Origin of the sequence: Micromonospora sp. NPDC023956 (genome assembly GCF_040639195.1) — a bacterium.
Classification (GTDB): Bacteria; Actinomycetota; Actinomycetes; order Mycobacteriales; family Micromonosporaceae; genus Micromonospora.
Genome location: NZ_JBEZZN010000003.1, coordinates 625,399 through 639,171, shown reverse-complemented (window position 1 = coordinate 639,171; position 13,773 = coordinate 625,399). Strand labels below are relative to the sequence as shown.

The following is a 13,773-nucleotide window of genomic DNA, read 5'->3' as shown; positions in this document are numbered from 1 at the left end:
CCCGGACGTCGCCCCGAACAGGTACTCTGCCCCCGCTCGATACTCGACGCGCGAACGGCCTGCCCGAGCCACGGGCACCCGGTTCGCGGTCACCCGATCAAGGAGTTCACCCCATGCACCCCGGATACCCCCAGCAGCCGCCGCAGCAGATCGACAACAACATGACCATGTCGATCGTGGCCATCTTCCTCTTCTGGCCGCTCGCCATCCCTGCGCTGATCAACGCCTCCAAGGTGAACCCCTTGGTGCAGCAGGGCAACTACGCCGCGGCCCAGGCCGCCGCGGCGGAGAGCAAGAAGTGGTCGAAGTGGGCCCTCATCGTCGGCCTCGCCTGGTACGCCATCGCCCTGGTCTGCTGCCTGCTGGGTGGTCTCGGGTCGCTGATGAGCGCCGACACAACCGTCTGATCCTCGCCACGCCACACCAGCAAGGAGAGCAGCCCGTGCAGCCCGACAACCCCGGCCAGGACCCGTACGGCCAGCAGCCGCCGTCGGATCCGACCTCGCCGCAGTACTCCGACCCGTACGCCCAGCCGTCGCAGCCGTCGTACGGCCAGCCGTCGCACGACCCGTACGGTCAGCCGTCGCACGACCCGTACGGCCAGCCGCCGACCTCGGGTCAGCCGTACGGGCAGCCGCCGACCTCGGGTCAACCGTACGGGCAGCCGACCTACGGGCAGCCGACCTCCGGCCAGCCGGCCTACGGGCAACCGGCCTCGGGTCAGCCGTACGGGCAGCCGACCTCCGGCCAGCCGTACGGGGACCCGTACGCCCAGCAGCAGCCGTACGGGGCGGCACCGGGCTACCCGGGCGGGCAGTACGGCCAGTACGGTGTGGCGCCGCAGAACAACAACCTCGGCCTGATCGGGATGATCGTCGGTATCACCTCGATCGTCTTCGCGATCTGCTGCGCGTTCCTCGGCATCATCCTCGGCATCGCCGCCGTGGTGCTGGGTGTGCTGGGTCAGAAGAAGGCGGCTCAGGGGCTGGCCAGCAACAAGAGCCAGGCGACGACCGCCCTGATCACCGGCGCGGTGGGCATCGTCCTCGGCCTCGTCAACGCGATCCTCGGGGCCGCACTGAACCTGAACTCGCTGAACCTGTCCTGACCCGCGACCAGCGGCCTGCGGCGGGGCGTCCGGAACACTCCGGGCGCCCCGCCGCCGTCCGACCGGACACGCAGAACCCGTCGACCGGCCGGCGGCGGAGGTCGGGGAGTCAGGGGCGGAGCGTGGGCGGGCGGGTGAAGGCGCGGGTGGCGGCAGCGCCGAGCAGGGCGCCGACCGTCACGACCGCGGTGGCCACGGCGGCCACCTGCCAGGCGACCGGGCCCACCTCGGCGAGCCGTCCGCCGCCGAGCGAACCGCCGGAGAGCGCCGCCGCCGCGCCCACCAGCAGACCGGCCACCGGCCCGGCGAGCGCCGCCGTGCCGAGCAGCGAGCCCCAGGCCAGGGGGGTCCGGTCGTCGGCGGCCGACCGGAGCAGGCGACGGGCGAGCAGCCAGCCGGCCGCCATCCCGATCAGGAGCGGCACCGCGAGTAGCAGCGCGCCGACCCCGTCCACCGGCCCGCGCGGCAGCCCGGCGAGCAGCGGTACGGCCGGCAGCGCGCCGACGGAGACCTCGCTGGTGCGTACCGCCGTGTCGGTGCCCACCGCGAACCCGGGACCGAGCAGGTAGCTGGTCGCCCAGATCGCGGCGTTCGGCGTGTAGGCGAGGCTCACCACGGTGATCCCGGCCTGTCCGGCCACCCCCGTCCGGTAGGCGCCGATCATGTCGGCGGCGTCGCCGCCACCGGTGGCGACGGCCAGCCCGGCGGCCCCCGCGCCCGCCCCGGCCAACAGCAGCCCGGCGACCAGGCCGGTGCGGACGCCGTCGTGCAGCGCGGTGGGCACCCGCCGGAGCAGCACGGCGGGTGCGCCGGTGGTGCGCAGCGCGCCCACCAGGGCAGCGGCCATACCGACGAGAGCGAGGTTCACCCCGGCCCGCAGGGGGGAGAGCCGCATCCCGTCGGTGTCGGCGCCGACGGCGGCGAGCACACCGAGCAGCGCGTACCCGAGACCCACCGCGCCCGCCGCGACGAGTGCCGGACGGACCTCCCCGCTGCCCCGCGCGCCCAGCGCCCGGGTGGTGTGCACCCCGGCCCGGGTCAACCGCCAGACGACCAGGGCGGTCAGGGCCAGCGGGGTGAGCCCGAGCGGGCCGGCGTCGCTGTCGAGCGGCACCCCGTGGCCGAGCAGCCAGCCGGCCAGGCCGGTCCGGAGCGCACCGGTCACCGACGCGGCGTCCTCGCTGAGCTGGATCGACCCGAGCACCACGGCGACCGGCAGGTACGAGGTGAGCGCGGCCCAGCCGGCGGCCACCACGGCGGCGACGGCGAGCGGCGCACGCCGTCGGCGGCCGTCCGTCCGGTGGGGTGGTCCGGGACGCCGGGGACGCGGCCGGGAAACCGGGCCGGCACGACCGGTCGGCCGGTCGTCGGGATCGACGCCAGCGGGACGGCGGGGTTGATCAGGGGTGATGGAGGTCATCGGGTTCTACTCTGGCACGCCGGACGAGCGGGGGCAGTCCGATAACCCGGCGGATCCGGGTGAGTTCGGTGATCCTTCCGCCCGGGACGGTACACCCGGTCTAACCTCGGCGCAGGCGCGGCCTTGCGCGGTCGTGGCCCCGACCGTCCGGAGGAAGCCGTGTCCGCTCCCTACCCCCCGCCCCCGTCGTCAGCCGCCGGCAAGGACCGAACCATGCTCTGGGGGGTGCTCGGTATCGTCGTCGGCCTGCTGTGCTGCGGCATCCTGGGGATCGTCTTCGGGTACCTGTCGATCCGGGACGCCCGGCGGCACGGGCAGTCGCCGGTGCTGGGCTGGCTGGCCATCGCCTTCGGGGTGATCAACATCATCGGCAGCGCGGTCCTGCGGGCCACCGGGAACTACCCGATCGGCAACGCCTGAGAACCAACGCCTGAGAACCGGGGCATCACCGGCGGACGCCCCGGTGGGTCCGACCCGGGAGCACGGCGGCCGGACCCGGCATCGCCCGCGACGCAGGAGGGGGACGACCGTACGGCCGTCCCCCTCGCGTGCGTGTTCCCGGCTCAGCCGGCGGACATGATCTCCCGCATCAGCTTGGCGGTCTCGGTCGGCGTCTTGCCGACCTTGACACCGACCGCCTCCAGCGCCTCCTGCTTCGCCTCGGCGGTGCCCGCCGAGCCGGAGATGATCGCACCGGCGTGCCCCATGGTCTTGCCGGGCGGGGCGGTGAAGCCGGCGATGTAGCCGACCACCGGCTTGGTCACGTTCGCCTTGATGAACTCGGCGGCCCGCTCCTCGGCGTCGCCGCCGATCTCACCGATCATCACGATGGCGTCGGTGTCCGGGTCGGCCTCGAAGGCGGCCAGCGCGTCGATGTGGGTGGTGCCGATGATCGGGTCGCCACCGATGCCGACGCAGGTCGAGAAGCCGATGTCGCGCAGCTCGTACATCATCTGGTAGGTCAGCGTGCCGCTCTTGCTGACCAGGCCGATCCGGCCGGAGCCGGTGATGTCGGCCGGGATGATGCCGGCGTTGGACGCCCCCGGCGAGGCGATACCGGGGCAGTTCGGGCCGATGATCCGGGTCCGCTCCCCCTGGGCCACGTTGTACGCCCAGAAGGCGGCGGTGTCGTGCACCGGGACGCCCTCGGTGATCACCACGGCCAGCGGGATGCCGGCGTCGATCGCCTCGACCACCGCGCCCTTGGTGAACTGCGGCGGCACGAAGATCACCGTGACGTCGGCGCCGGTCTGCGCCATGGCGTCCGCCACGTTGGCGAAGACCGGCAGCTCGGTGCCATCGAAGTCGACGGTCTGCCCGGCCTTGCGCGGGTTGACGCCGCCGACGACGTTGGTGCCGGCGGCGAGCATCCGCCGGGTGTGCTTCGAGCCCTCGGACCCGGTCATCCCCTGGACGATGACCTTCGATTCCTTGGTCAGCCAGATAGCCATTGTCAGACCCCCGCAGCCGCCAGCTCGGCGGCCCGCTCGGCCGCGCCGTCCATGGTGTCGACCCGCTCGACGAGCGGGTTCTTCGCGCCGTCGAGGATCGCCCGACCGGCCTCCGCGTTGTTGCCGTCGAGGCGGACCACGAGCGGCTTGTCGACCTGCTCACCGCGCTGCTCGAGCAGGGCGAGGGCCTGGATGATGCCGTTGGCGACCTCGTCGCAGGCGGTGATGCCGCCGAAGACGTTCACGAAGACGCTCTTGACCGACGGGTCGGACAGGACGATCTCCAGCCCGTTCGCCATCACCGCGGCGCTGGCGCCGCCGCCGATGTCGAGGAAGTTCGCCGGCTTGACGTTGCCGTGCCGCTCACCGGCGTAGGCGACCACGTCGAGGGTCGACATGACCAGACCCGCGCCGTTGCCGATGATGCCGACCTCGCCGTCGAGCTTGACGTAGTTGAGGTCCTTCTCCTTGGCACGCTGCTCCAGCGGGTCCACCGCGGCCTGGTCGACCAGTGCCTCGTGGTCCGGGTGCCGGAAACCGGCGTTCTCGTCCAGGGTCACCTTGGCGTCGAGCAGCAGCACCTCGCCGTCGGCCGTGCGGGCCAGCGGGTTCACCTCGACCAGGGTGGCGTCCTCGGCGACGAACGTCTGCCAGAGCCGGACGGCGATCGCGACGATCTGGTCGGCGATCTCGGCCGGGAAACCGGCAGCGGCCACGATCTCCCGCGCCTTGGCCTCGTCGACCCCGGTGTTGGCGTCGATCGGGGCCTTGACGACCTTGTCCGGGGTTTCGGCGGCGACCTGCTCGATGTCCATGCCGCCGGCCACGCTGGCGATGCACAGGAAGGTGCGGTTCGCGCGGTCGAGCAGGTACGAGAAGTAGTACTCCTCGGCGATGTCCGCGGTCACCGTGATCATGACCTTGTGGACCGTGTGACCCTTGATGTCCATGCCGAGGATGTCGGTGGCGCGGGCCACCGTCTCGTCCGTACCCTCGGCCAGCTTGACGCCGCCGGCCTTGCCTCGGCCACCGACCTTCACCTGGGCCTTGACGACCACCCGGCCGCCAAGACGCTCGGCGATCGCGCGTGCCTCCTCCGGGGTCGTGGCGACGCCGCCGGCGAGCACGGGCAGACCGTGCCGCTCGAACAGGTCCCGCCCCTGGTACTCGTACAGGTCCACGATTGCGCGTCCCGTCCCGTCTCCGCGGCGCGCCGTCGCGCCGCCACCAGCGTTGGAAAAAGCTTGACGCCTGCCGTCAGAAATGACAGGCCGTTTGCGGCAGCCTAACGAGAAGGCCACCGCCGGCAACCGAGCGGGTGCGTGGTGTGCGGAAACGCACAGCGAGGTACGGAACGCCGGGCTTGGCCGGGCGGGGCGGGGCGCCGGCCCGCCGGGCTTGGCCGGGCAGGGCGGGGCGCCGGCCAAAAGTTGCCGCCACGGGGCGTAACCCCTGGTGTGAGGGGTCGTTGAGAGAAGTGTCGGAGCGCTGGTCAGCGCGAAGACGGGAGACGGCCGATGCCCTGTCGGTCGAGGGGTGGCGGCGGGGCATCGTGCATAGAGGGGCCGGACGTGTGAGGGGTGCGTCCGGTCCCTCCCCCCGTCTGTCCGCACCATTGCGTATCCGCACCGGCCGGACCGCCCCGCCGTCGGCCGGTGCTCCTGCCGGTGCGGCCCTCGGGGCCGCCGGTGCCGCCCGGGTCAGCCGACCGGCTGGGCGACGTTGTCCCGCACCCACTCGACGATCGCCTGGGTGGTGGCTCCCGGGGTGAAGATCTTGGCCACGCCGAGCTGCTCCAGCTCGGGGAGGTCGGCCTCGGGGATGATGCCCCCACCGAAGACGACGATGTCCCGGGCGTCCCGCTCGGTGAGCAGTTCCAGCACCCGGCGGAAGAGCGTCATGTGCGCGCCGGAGAGCACGGAGAGCCCGACGGCGTCGGCGTCCTCCTGGATCGCCGTCTCCACGATCTGTTCCGGCGTCTGGTGCAGCCCGGTGTAGATGACCTCCATACCGGCGTCGCGCAGGGCCCGCGCTACCACCTTGGCGCCCCGGTCGTGCCCGTCCAGGCCCGGCTTGGCGACGACGACCCGAATACGAGAGCTCATCAGCGCACACCTCTCACAGGCTCAGCGGTTTCCACAGGCTCGGCAGCAGATCACCTGAACGAACGGTAACCGACGGACCCCGGGCGGGAAATCCGGCCGTGATCCATCGACGGGTGGCATGCCTCACGTGAGTCGGACATGCGCAGCGTAGTGATGACGCAGAGCAACGAAAAGGCGGTAACGAGGGCGAATAGCAAAGGTAACGAATCCCTCCAACTCATCCCTCAACCGGACAAAATAAAACACTGACTTGGCGCTCCGGCTTGTGGGGCGTCCGGGGGTTGGCTACCGTGTCCACGGTTGTCATCAGGTCCACGGACGGGTGACGACGCGGCCAGCCGGAGTTCATCTGAGCGTCACGAACCCGACGAAGCCGCATCGGAAACCCGACAACGGAGGGTGTGCGTGCGCCAGCAGCTGTTGGATGAGCCCGATAGATATCGCGGCCGCCGCCGTGTACCCACACCGCCCCGCAGCCGCTACGCCGCCGTCGTCACCACCGCCTTCGTCGGCGCGGGATTCGTCGCTCTCGGCGCCGGCGCGATGCCCGACGCCAAGGGCGTCAACCCCTCGGTCCTCGACGAACTGCGCCAGGCGTCGGTCACCAGCCAGGAACTCGCCGACCGGGCCGACGACGCCGAGCGCGCCAGCCGGGACACCATCCGGATGGCCGGCGACGAGGCCGCCGAGCCCGAGGTCTGGCTGCTGCCCCTTCAGGGCTACGAGTTCACCACCCCGTACGGCATGCGCGGGGGCGAGCTGCACACCGGCGTCGACCTGGTCGCCCCGGAGGGCACCCCGTACGTCTCCATCCACGACGGCACGGTCACCAAGGCCGGCTGGTTCGGCGGGTACGGCTACACGGTGATCGTCCGGCACGCCGACGGCAGCGAGGCGATCTACGGCCACTCCTCCCAGCTCAGCGTGAAGGAGGGCCAGCAGGTCAAGGCGGGCCACCAGCTCGGACTGGTCGGCAACACCGGCCACTCCTACGGCTCCCACCTGCACGTCGAGGTCCACGTCAAGGGCCAGCCGCTCGACCCGGTGCCGTGGCTCCAGGACCGCGGAGTGGACATCAAGCTGCAAGTCGAGGCAATCTACAGCGACGTGACCGCGTCCTGACGGACCGCAACGACCGATCACCGCCCGGATCGAACGATCCGGGCGGTTTTCTGTGCCCCGACGGCCACCAAAGTGTGCTGCGTCACTCGGGCAGGTGTGACCGGCCCCACTACACGACATGATCAATTATCGGGACGGACCGCACCTGACGAGGACATAGCCGGGCACGGACGGTGTTCCCGCCCCGGGTCGCGGTCGAACCCCGGGCCACCGCCGCCGACGGGGAGGCCGAGGATTTCCGGGTCCCGTAGCCCTCACGACTTGAAGGTCACCGTGCAGGAAGACAGCTTCAGCCAGAACCAGAACACCCGTGCCCGGTCCGCCGAACCCGCCGCCGACCGCCCGTGGCGGCACCGGCTCCGGACCCGGTACCTCGTGGCGGGTGCGGCGGCCCTGGTCGGCCTCGGCCTCACCGGCGCCACCGTGATCGCCACCGGCTCCGACGACTCCCCCGCCCCCGCCCCGGTCGCCCTGGACGCGGAGGACCGCGCCGAGGCCGCCAGCCGGGCCGACCGCGCGGACCGGCCACCGGTCGTTCCCTCGGCGACCGCGACCAGCCCGGCCCCGAGCCCCTCCTCGGCCAGCCCGAGCCCCAGCACTCCCCCGAAGCCCAAGGCCACCCGGAAGGCCACCAGCGCCCCGAAGCCCACCCGCAAGGCCACCGCCAAGCCGAAGGCGGCCTGGGTCAACCCGATGCCCGGGGCGGCGGTCACGTCCTGCTACGGGCCCCGCTGGGGCACCCTGCACGCCGGCATCGACCTGGCCCTGCCGGCCGGTACGCCGGTCCGGGCCGTCGCCGCCGGGACGGTGACCAAGGCCGGCGACGTCGGTGACGGCTACGGCATCTCGGTCGTCGTCGACCACGGCAACGGCTACCTGACCCACTACGCCCACCTGAACTCGACGACGGTGTCCGTCGGCGGGAAGGTCGGCGCCGGCACCACCATCGGCCGGGAGGGCTCCACCGGCGACTCGACCGGGCCGCACCTGCACTTCGAGGTGCACCAGGGTGGCATGTGGAACCAGATCGACCCGGCCCCGTTCATGCGGGCCCGCGGCGTCGACCTGGGCTGCTGAGATGTCCGCCCCGGGTGCCGGTCGGATCACGGCACCCGGGGCGGGCTCAGATCTTCTCGATCGGAGCGTGCCGGAGCACCAGCCACAGTTTCTGGTCGCCGAAGTCGATCTGCGCCCGCGCGCCCGGCCCGTGCCCCTCGACCGCGGTCACCCGACCCAGCCCGTAGCGCTGGTGGTTGACCCGGTCACCGACCGCCACCTTCGGAGCCTGGGGTAGCTCGCTGGCGGTGGCGAGCCGACTGCCGTCCACCCCGAGCCGCTTGGCGAGCTGGGCCGCGCGCGGCGTACCGCCGGTGAACCCACCGCCCCGGCCGACACCGGACCGGTCACCGCCGCCCGCCCGGCCGCCGACACCGCCGCCCCCGCCGGCCCAGGAGGTGTACGAGCCCTCGGTCCGCTCCCAGCGGAGCAGTTCGGTCGGCAGTTCCTCCACGAAACGCGACGGCGGGTTGTAGGCCGGTTGCCCCCAGGCCGTGCGGGTCACCGCCCGGGAGAGGTAGAGACGCTGCCGGGCCCGGGTGATGCCGACGTACGCGAGCCGCCGCTCCTCCTCCAGCTCGCGGGTGTCGCCGAGCGAACGCAGGTGCGGGAAGACGCCGTCCTCCAGGCCGGTGAGGAAGACCACCGGGAACTCGAGGCCCTTGGCGGTGTGCAGGGTCATCAGGGTCACCACGCCCTGATGGTCCGGGTCGTCGCTGGGGATCTGGTCGGCGTCGGCGACCAGCGCGACCTGCTCCAGGAAGCCGGCCACGGTGGCCCGCTCCCCGTCCGCGCCGAGCGCCTCGACCCGCTCGGTGTACTCCCGGGCCACGCTGACCAGCTCCTGGAGGTTGTCCACCCGGCCGGCGTCCTGCGGGTCCAGGCTCTCCTCCAGCTCGGCCAGATAGCCCGAGCGGGTCAGCAGCGCCTCCAGCGCCTCCTCCGGGGTGCCGGTGGCGGCCAGCTCGCGCACCCCGTCGAGCAGGGCGGCGAACTCGGTGATCGCGTTCGCCGCCCGGGTGGAGATCCCCGGCGCGTCCTTCGCCTTCCGCAGCGCGGCCCCGAAGGAGATCCGGTCCCGCGCGGCGAGCGCCTCCAGGCAGGCCTCGGCCCGGTCGCCGATGCCCCGGCGGGGGGTGTTCAGGATCCGGCGGATGCTGACCGTGTCGTCGGGGTTGGCCACCGCGCGCAGGTAGGCCAACGCGTCGCGGACCTCCTTGCGCTCGTAGAAGCGCACCCCACCGACGACCTTGTACGGCAGGCCGACCCGGATGAAGACCTCCTCGAAGACCCGCGACTGCGCGTTGGTGCGGTAGAAGACCGCCACGTCACCGGGGCGGGTCTCGTCCGCGTCGACCAGCCGGTCGATCTCGCGGGCCACCCAGTCCGCCTCGGCGTGCTCGGTGTCGGCGACGTACCCGACGATCTGCTCACCGGCCCCGGCGTCGCTCCAGAGCCGCTTCGGCTTACGGGAGGTGTTCCGGTCGATGACCGCGTTGGCCGCGCTGAGGATGGTCTGGGTGGAACGGTAGTTCTGCTCCAGCAGGATCGTCCGGGCGTCGGTGAAGTCCCGCTCGAACTCCAGGATGTTGCGGATCGTCGCGCCCCGGAACGCGTAGATCGACTGGTCGGCGTCGCCGACCACGCACAGTTCGGCGGGCTCGATCCCCTCGGTGCCGGAGACCAGTTCCTTGATCAGCACGTACTGGGCGTGGTTGGTGTCCTGGTACTCGTCGACCAGCACGTGCCGGAACCGGCGGCGGTAGCTCTCCGCGACGTGCGGGTGCGACTGGAACAGGTGCACCGTCGTCATGATCAGGTCGTCGAAGTCCAGCGCGTGCGCCTCCCGCAGCCGCCGCTGGTAGAGCGTGTACGCCTCGGCGAGGGCCCGCTCGTTCGGGCCCTTGGCCCGGTCGGCGAACGCCTCCGGGTCGACCAGTTCGTTCTTCAGGTTGGAGACCTGGGCGGCCAGCCCCCGGGCCGGGTACCGCTTCGGGTCGAGATCCAGCTCGCGGGCGACGAGCTGCATCAGCCGGCGGGAGTCGTCGGCGTCGTAGATGGAGAAGGTCGACTTCAGCCCGGCGTGCTCGTGCTCGGCGCGGAGGATCCGCACGCAGGCGGAGTGGAACGTCGACACCCACATCAGCCGGGCGCGCCCGCCGACCAGGGCGGTCACCCGCTCCTTCATCTCCCCGGCGGCCTTGTTGGTGAAGGTGATCGCGATGATCTCGCCGGGGTGCACGTCCCGCGCGGCGAGCAGGTGGGCGATCCGGTTGGTCAGCACCCGGGTCTTGCCCGAGCCGGCGCCGGCCACGATCAGCAGCGGTGACCCGGCGTGGGTGACCGCCTCCCGCTGCGGGCCGTTGAGGCCGGCGAGCAGGCTCTCCGGATCGGAGCGGGCCGGTCCGGCGCTCGCGCGGGAGGGCACGGCGGACGGGGACTCCGGCGCGGACTGGGACGGCGGGATTTCGAAGAGAGCATGCATCGCAGGGCGAGTCTATGCCGACCGGCCGACACTTCCGTCCGCGGTGCGTCCGGTGGGCGGGTACTGCTGCTCGGCGCGTCGGGCCTCCTGGCTGGTCGCGTCCACCCCGGTCCCGGGCCCGCCGCGGGCCGGTCCCCCCGGCCGACCCGACGCGGAGGCCCCGGTCGGGCGGTACGGCCGAATTGCGGAACGCTTGCGCCCCGCGCCGCCGGGTGGGCATACTCGACGGCGTGTTCGGTCAGCGCTTCTCCTTTTACTACGGCTCCGGGAGTCCGGCAGCCGCAGGTCGCGCCTGATCGATCAGACCTACGAATGCCCCGGGCTCCTGGAGTCCCGGGGCATCGTCGTCCCGGGATCCGGGCACCGGGCACCATCGTGCGAGAGGTACCCGATGATGACAGACGTGGTGGAGCAGAACGGCGAGTCGGCCGGGACGACGGGTCCGGGTGACCAGGAGGGCCCGAGCGAGGCGCAGACCGGCACGCAGGAGCCGGACGCGGCGGCTCGGATCGTCGCCATCCGGGAGCGGATCGACGAGATCGACCAACGGCTGATCGACCTGTGGCAGGAGCGCGCCGGCCTGTCGCAGCAGGTCGGCCGGACCCGGATCGCCTCCGGCGGAACCCGTCTGGTGCTCTCCCGGGAGCAGGCGATCCTGGAACGGTTCCGGACGGCGCTGGGGGCCGACGGCGTCCAACTCGCCCTCCTGTTGCTCCGCGCCGGCCGCGGGCCGCTCTGACCGGCTGGGTACCTCGCGTCCCGTCGCCGGAACGCGCGCCCCGGAGCAGTCGACACGGGCAGCCGCCGGCGACCGGTCGGCCCCCGGCGACGACCGCCCCACCGCCGACCGGGGACGCTGCCGACCGGCTGCCGGTCGACACAGATCCGGGGCGCCGGTCGGATGACCGACGCCCCGGATACTGAGGAGGCACTTCCTTTCACCGCTGGCCCGGTACGGGTGGCCGGATCAGCGGCGCCTGTGTGCTACTCGACCGCGTGCACCACGTCGCGGGGCTCGGCGAAGTGGCAGGCGCTCGGGTGAGCGGAGTGTTCACGTGCCTCCAGGGCCGGCACCTGCTCGGCGCAGATGTCCTGCGCCTTCCAGCACCGGGTACGGAACCGGCAGCCCGACGGAGGGTTGGCCGGCGACGGCACGTCGCCGGTCAGGACGATCTGGTCCCGCAGCCCACGGAGCTTCGGGTCGGGGACCGGCACCGCCGAGAGCAGCGCCTGGGTGTACGGGTGGGTCGGGTTCTCGTAGATCTCGTCCTCGGTGCCGATCTCGACGATCTTGCCGAGGTACATCACCGCGACCCGGTCGGCGATGTGCCGGACCACCGACAGGTCGTGCGCGATGAAGATGTACGACAGCCCCAGTTCGTCCTGGAGCTTCTCCAACAGGTTGACCACCTGGGCCTGGATCGACACGTCCAGCGCCGAGACCGGCTCGTCGCAGAGGATGATCTCCGGGTTGAGCGCCAGCGCCCGAGCGATGCCGATGCGCTGCCGCTGGCCGCCGGAGAACTGGTGCGGGTACCGGTTGATGTGGTCGGGGTTGAGTCCGACCAGGTCGATCAGCTCCTGGACCCGCGCCCGCCGCTTCGCCTTCGGCAGCACGTCCGGGTGCACCTCGAACGGCTCGCCGACGATGTCGCCGACGGTCATCCGGGGGTTCAGCGAGGTGTACGGGTCCTGCATGACGAGCTGGATGTTGCGCCGGCCGCGTCGCCGCTCCGTCGCTCCCATCTTGGACATGTTCCGGCCCTGGACGAAGAGGTCACCCGAGGTGGGCGTCTCCAGTCCGACCAGGAGCCGGGCCAGCGTCGACTTGCCGCAGCCGGACTCGCCGACGATGCCCAGGGTCTCGCCCCGACGCAGTTCGATGTTGATCCCGTCGACCGCGCGGACCGCACCGGTCTGCTTCTTGAAGACGATGCCCTTGGTCAGCGGGAAGTGCTTGACCAGGTCGCGGGTTTCGAGCACGAGGTCACTCATCGCCCTTGACCTCCTTCCAGAAGTGGCAGGCGGCCGTCCGGTCCGACGACACCGTGTACAGCGGCGGCGCGGGGTCCTTCCGGCAGACCTCCTGCGCGTACCGGCACCGCGGGTTGAACGAGCACCCCGGCGGGATGTTCGTCAGCATCGGCGGCAGGCCCTTGATGGCGCTGAGTTCCTGGCCCTTGAGGTCGAGCCGGGGGATCGACTCCAGCAGGCCCTTGGTGTACGGGTGGGCCGGGCTGGCGTAGATCTCGTTGACCCCGGCCTCCTCGATCACCCGGCCGGCGTACATGACCGAGATCCGGTCCGCCACGTCGGCCACCACGCCCATGTCGTGAGTGATGAGCACCAGGCCCATGTTCCGCTCCTGCTGGAGTTCGGCCAGCAGCGCCATGATCTGAGCCTGCACGGTCACGTCGAGCGCCGTGGTCGGCTCGTCGGCGATCAGCACCTCGGGGTCGAGGGCCAGCGCCATGGCGATCATGACGCGCTGCCGCATTCCGCCGGAGAACTGGTGCGGGTAGTCGTTCACCCGCTGGTTCGCCGCCGGGATCTTGACCAGGTCGAGCAGTTCGACCGCGCGCGCCTTGGCGTCCTTGCGGGACATCCCCCGGTGCTTGCGGTACAGCTCGCCGAGCTGGAACCCGACGGTGAAGACCGGGTTCAGCGCGGAGAGCGCGTCCTGGAAGATCATGGCGATCTTGTTGGCCCGGACCTTGCGCCGCTGCTCCTCGGGGAGCTTGAGCAGGTCCACGCCGCGGTAGAGGATCTCGCCCCCGGTGATGAAGCCGGGCGGGGTGTCCAGGATGCCCATGATCGCCTGGGCGGTCACGCTCTTGCCGCAGCCGGACTCGCCGAGGATCGCCCGGGTCTCGCCGGGGGCCACGTCGAAGCTGACCCCGTTGACCGCCTTGGCGATGCCGTTGCGGGTCCGGAACTCGACCTGGAGGTTCTTGACCTGCAACGGCAGCGCGTTCGGGTCGAGGCCGGGCAGAGCGTCCATCTTGACGTTGACGTCAGAACTCATG

At 71.8% G+C, this 13,773-nt stretch carries 13 protein-coding genes; 6 read left to right on the top strand and 7 right to left on the bottom strand.

What is annotated here, in order from left to right; translation table 11 throughout:
• Nucleotides 1-113: 113 nt before the first annotated feature.
• Entirely contained in the window at nt 114-407 is a 294-nt protein-coding gene (locus AB0F58_RS09210; protein ID WP_357140154.1) for a CD225/dispanin family protein, read from the top strand.
• Nucleotides 408-442: 35 nt separating this feature from the next.
• The gene (locus AB0F58_RS09205; protein WP_357140152.1) at nt 443-1,108 is read left to right on the top strand and encodes a hypothetical protein; all 666 of its coding nucleotides are present in this window, start codon (nt 443-445) and stop codon (nt 1,106-1,108) included.
• A 109-nt stretch (nt 1,109-1,217) separates the two neighbouring features.
• On the opposite strand, the gene AB0F58_RS09200 is transcribed toward AB0F58_RS09205, so the two are convergent.
• On the bottom strand, nt 1,218-2,528 hold the full coding sequence (locus AB0F58_RS09200; RefSeq protein WP_357140149.1) for a DUF6350 family protein: 1,311 nt from the start codon (nt 2,526-2,528) through the stop codon (nt 1,218-1,220).
• A gap of 159 nt (nt 2,529-2,687) precedes the next feature.
• Between AB0F58_RS09200 and AB0F58_RS09195 the strand changes: the two genes are divergently transcribed.
• A complete protein-coding gene (locus tag AB0F58_RS09195; RefSeq protein ID WP_357140146.1) occupies nt 2,688-2,948 on the top strand; it encodes a hypothetical protein in 261 nt (86 codons plus the stop codon).
• Nucleotides 2,949-3,091: 143 nt separating this feature from the next.
• On the opposite strand, the gene sucD is transcribed toward AB0F58_RS09195, so the two are convergent.
• From sucD to AB0F58_RS09180, 3 genes are all read right to left on the bottom strand, one after another.
• On the bottom strand, nt 3,092-3,979 hold the full coding sequence (gene sucD / locus AB0F58_RS09190; RefSeq protein WP_357140145.1) for a succinate--CoA ligase subunit alpha: 888 nt from the start codon (nt 3,977-3,979) through the stop codon (nt 3,092-3,094).
• Nucleotides 3,980-3,981: 2 nt separating this feature from the next.
• On the bottom strand, nt 3,982-5,160 hold the full coding sequence (gene sucC / locus AB0F58_RS09185) for an ADP-forming succinate--CoA ligase subunit beta (RefSeq protein ID WP_357140142.1): 1,179 nt from the start codon (nt 5,158-5,160) through the stop codon (nt 3,982-3,984).
• A 519-nt stretch (nt 5,161-5,679) separates the two neighbouring features.
• The gene (locus tag AB0F58_RS09180; RefSeq protein WP_357140139.1) at nt 5,680-6,084 is read right to left on the bottom strand and encodes a cobalamin B12-binding domain-containing protein; all 405 of its coding nucleotides are present in this window, start codon (nt 6,082-6,084) and stop codon (nt 5,680-5,682) included.
• A 405-nt stretch (nt 6,085-6,489) separates the two neighbouring features.
• Here AB0F58_RS09180 and AB0F58_RS09175 point away from each other — a divergent pair, with 405 nt between their 5' ends.
• Nucleotides 6,490-7,206, top strand: a complete 717-nt coding sequence (locus AB0F58_RS09175; protein WP_357140137.1) for a M23 family metallopeptidase — start codon at nt 6,490-6,492, stop codon at nt 7,204-7,206.
• 261 nt (nt 7,207-7,467) lie between these two features.
• On the top strand, nt 7,468-8,283 hold the full coding sequence (locus AB0F58_RS09170) for a M23 family metallopeptidase (RefSeq protein ID WP_357140134.1): 816 nt from the start codon (nt 7,468-7,470) through the stop codon (nt 8,281-8,283).
• A gap of 46 nt (nt 8,284-8,329) precedes the next feature.
• On the opposite strand, the gene pcrA is transcribed toward AB0F58_RS09170, so the two are convergent.
• A complete protein-coding gene (gene pcrA, locus AB0F58_RS09165) occupies nt 8,330-10,747 on the bottom strand; it encodes a DNA helicase PcrA (RefSeq protein WP_357140132.1) in 2,418 nt (805 codons plus the stop codon).
• 391 nt (nt 10,748-11,138) lie between these two features.
• Between pcrA and AB0F58_RS09160 the strand changes: the two genes are divergently transcribed.
• Nucleotides 11,139-11,486 carry a chorismate mutase gene (locus AB0F58_RS09160; RefSeq protein ID WP_357140129.1) on the top strand — a complete coding sequence of 116 codons (348 nt, stop codon included), beginning with the start codon at nt 11,139-11,141 and terminating at the stop codon, nt 11,484-11,486.
• A 245-nt stretch (nt 11,487-11,731) separates the two neighbouring features.
• Here AB0F58_RS09160 and AB0F58_RS09155 read toward each other — a convergent pair whose 3' ends face one another.
• Both AB0F58_RS09155 and AB0F58_RS09150 read right to left on the bottom strand, forming a co-directional pair.
• The gene (locus AB0F58_RS09155) at nt 11,732-12,742 is read right to left on the bottom strand and encodes a dipeptide ABC transporter ATP-binding protein (RefSeq protein WP_357140126.1); all 1,011 of its coding nucleotides are present in this window, start codon (nt 12,740-12,742) and stop codon (nt 11,732-11,734) included.
• A complete protein-coding gene (locus AB0F58_RS09150; RefSeq protein ID WP_357140123.1) occupies nt 12,735-13,772 on the bottom strand; it encodes an ABC transporter ATP-binding protein in 1,038 nt (345 codons plus the stop codon). The genes AB0F58_RS09155 and AB0F58_RS09150 overlap by 8 nt, the downstream gene beginning before the upstream one ends.
• Nucleotide 13,773 lies beyond the last annotated feature (1 nt).

Bases quoted from the DNA above. Each gene is read 5' to 3' on its own strand.
- AB0F58_RS09210 (WP_357140154.1), top strand. From the start codon at position 114: ATGCACCCCGGATACCCCCAGCAGCCGCCGCAGCAGATCGACAACAAC.
- AB0F58_RS09200 (WP_357140149.1), bottom strand. From the start codon at position 2,528: ATGACCTCCATCACCCCTGATCAACCCCGCCGTCCCGCTGGCGTCGAT.
- sucD (WP_357140145.1), bottom strand. From the start codon at position 3,979: ATGGCTATCTGGCTGACCAAGGAATCGAAGGTCATCGTCCAGGGGATG.
- AB0F58_RS09180 (WP_357140139.1), bottom strand. From the start codon at position 6,084: ATGAGCTCTCGTATTCGGGTCGTCGTCGCCAAGCCGGGCCTGGACGGG.
- pcrA (WP_357140132.1), bottom strand. From the start codon at position 10,747: ATGCATGCTCTCTTCGAAATCCCGCCGTCCCAGTCCGCGCCGGAGTCC.
- AB0F58_RS09160 (WP_357140129.1), top strand. From the start codon at position 11,139: ATGATGACAGACGTGGTGGAGCAGAACGGCGAGTCGGCCGGGACGACG.
- AB0F58_RS09155 (WP_357140126.1), bottom strand. From the start codon at position 12,742: ATGAGTGACCTCGTGCTCGAAACCCGCGACCTGGTCAAGCACTTCCCG.
- AB0F58_RS09150 (WP_357140123.1), bottom strand. From the start codon at position 13,772: ATGAGTTCTGACGTCAACGTCAAGATGGACGCTCTGCCCGGCCTCGAC.